The sequence below is a fragment of the Parvibaculum sp. genome, from assembly GCF_049672805.1.
Taxonomy (GTDB): domain Bacteria; phylum Pseudomonadota; class Alphaproteobacteria; order Parvibaculales; family Parvibaculaceae; genus Parvibaculum.
The window spans coordinates 1-2571 of record NZ_JBATWS010000040.1 but is presented as its reverse complement, the minus strand read 5'-3'; the positions used below and the strand labels follow the sequence as shown (position 1 = coordinate 2571).

Here is a 2571-nt window from a genome sequence, read left to right as displayed (position 1 = left end):
CGCTCGGTGCTGCCATCATGGGGCAGGGCGTTGCCGCCACTGCAACAGCAGCCCCTGCAGTGAGTGCGACGACTGCGGCAGCCGCAGGCGCAGGCATTCCGGATGGTCAGAAGAGCTGCGAGCAGCTTGCCGCCGAAATCGCGCAGCAGCAGGAAGTCATCAATCAGGCAAATAACACGGCCACCAATGCGCAGGTTCTGAATGCAGGTGTCGGCATTGCCCAGTCGCTCGGCATTCACTTTGGCGGCATTGGCCTTGGCGGCATTCAGGCCGCAGGCGCGGCCGGCAATGCTGCCGCCCAGCAGGGACAGGCGGCAAAGGAACAGGCCCAGCAGGCGGAAATTCGCATCCAGATCCTGAACGGTATCTATCAGGGCAAGTGCGCTTCCTGAAACGGTTAAGGTGGCCCAGCGCGAGGCCGGGTCGCGCTTGCCGCCGAGAACTCGTCGTCGGCCGTCTCAGGCGTCGACCCGGACGCACACCCCTAGATAGCCGGCGGAGAGCGGGGGAGTTGAAAGACTCCCCCGTGCCTTTTGTGCGGCCCTGTTCCTTCAAGACCGCGTCCAGCGTGCTAGGCTCCCGCGCCGGAAAATCGGCCAACAAGAAAGAATCAGGGAGCGGTGGCAATGAAGCCGATGAATGCGGAAACGGTGGTGCTGGAAAAGGCGCGCCCGGTCGAGGAAGAGCTGGCGGCGCGGCTCATCTATGACACCGGCTATTATGTTTTCGATTGTCTCTACAATCGGGACTTCGACACCTTCCTGAACATCACCTCCCATCTCTGGCAGCAATCATCAGGTGCCTTTTCGCATCGTCATGCGATGGCGGCGATGTGGGAGGGAAATCTCGCCGGGATCGCGCTCGGATTTCCACAGCCTCTTTACGCGCAGGAATTCGGCACCGGCATGGCAACCATGGCGGAGATGGGAACGCCGGAGCTGCTCGCCCATCTGCCGACAGTTGCGGGCTACATCCCGTGGCTCTTTCCCGAAGTGCCGGAAGATGCGTGGTATCTGCATTTCCTTTCCGCCCATCCGCAGGGGCGCGGGCAGGGGATCGGCGAGAAACTGCTCAGGGATTGCGAGCGCCGCGCGCGCGAAGCGGGCTGTACGGCCATCCATCTCGATGTCGCGTCAACCAACCCGGCTGTGCGCTTCTATGAACGGTTGGGCTTCGAGCGCCTTGCCGAGACGGATGTGCCGAAGATTGCCGCCTCGCATGGTGTGCCCTCGCATATCCGCATGGTGAAGCCGCTCTAGTCTGCTGCCGCGTCCTCATCTGACATCCGGGGTCTTTCCAGAAGCCCGATCAGGCGCCGAAGGCTCGCCCCCAGGCGCTCCGCTTCCTCGCCCGGAAAGGCCTCATCCAGCAGCGCATTGACGGGTGCGAAGGCCGTGCCCATGGCGGCGAGCGCCTGCCGTCCGGCTGTGGTCGGTTCGAGAATCCAGGCGCGCTTGTCGGTTTCGGAGCGGGTGCGGGTGATATAGCCCGCCTTGATGAGCCGTTCTGCCATGGCCCCGACCGCGCTTTCCCGCTGCCCGAGGCGGGAGGCAATCTGGCGCTGCGAGACCTGTTCTTCACCGCAAATGATAGCCATCACCGCCGCCTGTGCGGTTGTGAGGCCGCCCGCATCGAGCATCGCGGCATCGGCGACCAGTTTCAGTCGGTGGGCGGCTGTCTGGAGGAGGAAGAAGAGGCGCTGGTCTTTTGCGGACATGAAAAACCTGGGGGTCGGGTTGACGGAAGGCATTACGCTCTCAATATACTACACTAGTGTAGTAATTTAAAGGAGAGACCTATGAGCGCGATTGATGTCTGGGCGCAGATCACCACGGAGCGCATGGCGGCAGCCCCCTGGCTTGCGACCCTTCTTCGCTGGACCGGCCAGACGGACAAGCCGCTTGTGCCGAGCGTGGCGGCGACCCTCGCCGCGATGGATGCTGCCAATATCGACATTTCACTGATTGCGGCGTGGTACGGGCCGCAGGGCGCGCTTATCAGCAATGAGGAAGTCGCCGCGCAGATTGACGAAGCGCCTGATCGCCTGCGCGGGCTTGCAAGCGCGGATATCCGTCATCCTGCGGAAGCGGTGAGGGAAATAAGGCGGTGGGTGGATGGAAAGCGGTTTGTCGGCGTCCGCATCGTTCCGTGGTTGTGGGACCTGCCTGCGAATGATCGGCGCTACTACCCGATCTATGCGACCTGTGTGGAGCTTGGTGTGCCGCTCTGCACCCAGATCGGTCATACGGGTCCGCTGATGCGCTCGGAGACGGGCCGTCTCATTCCCTATCTCGAAGATGTGATGCTGGATTTCCCGGAACTGACGGTCGTGGGCGGGCATGTCGGCTTTCCGTGGATCGACGAACTCACCACCATGACGATCAAGTTCAGCAATTTCTTCGTCGATACATCCGCCTATGCGGTGCATCGCCTGCCACCCGCCTTTGTCGATTACATGAAGGGGGTCGGGGCAGGTCGCGTCATGTTCGGTACGAACTGGCCGATGCTTTCACCAAAGAAATGCCTCGCGGGCCTCGCCGAGCTGGGGCTCGATGAGGCGCAGGCTGATGC

At 62.4% G+C, this 2571-nt stretch carries 4 protein-coding genes; 3 read left to right on the top strand and 1 reads right to left on the bottom strand.

What is annotated here, in order from left to right; genetic code table 11:
- Together WBF74_RS01250 and WBF74_RS01245 are read left to right on the top strand one after the other, a co-directional pair.
- The coding region (locus WBF74_RS01250) for a hypothetical protein (RefSeq protein ID WP_424434039.1) at positions 1-392 on the top strand (392 nt) is incomplete at its 5' end.
- A gap of 234 nt (positions 393-626) precedes the next feature.
- Entirely contained in the window at positions 627-1259 is a 633-nt protein-coding gene (locus WBF74_RS01245) for a GNAT family N-acetyltransferase (RefSeq protein WP_424434037.1), read from the top strand.
- Here WBF74_RS01245 and WBF74_RS01240 read toward each other — a convergent pair.
- Entirely contained in the window at positions 1256-1717 is a 462-nt protein-coding gene (locus tag WBF74_RS01240) for a MarR family winged helix-turn-helix transcriptional regulator (protein WP_424434035.1), read from the bottom strand. The two genes, WBF74_RS01245 and WBF74_RS01240, sit on opposite strands and share 4 nt — an antisense overlap.
- A gap of 81 nt (positions 1718-1798) precedes the next feature.
- Between WBF74_RS01240 and WBF74_RS01235 the strand changes: the two genes are divergently transcribed.
- Positions 1799-2571 (top strand): amidohydrolase family protein (locus WBF74_RS01235; protein WP_424434033.1); only part of this gene is annotated, 773 nt, incomplete at its 3' end.

Excerpts from the sequence above, each read along its gene's own strand:
- WBF74_RS01240 (WP_424434035.1), bottom strand. The coding sequence starts at position 1,717 with ATGTCCGCAAAAGACCAGCGCCTCTTCTTCCTCCTCCAGACAGCCGCC.
- WBF74_RS01245 (WP_424434037.1), top strand. The coding sequence starts at position 627 with ATGAAGCCGATGAATGCGGAAACGGTGGTGCTGGAAAAGGCGCGCCCG.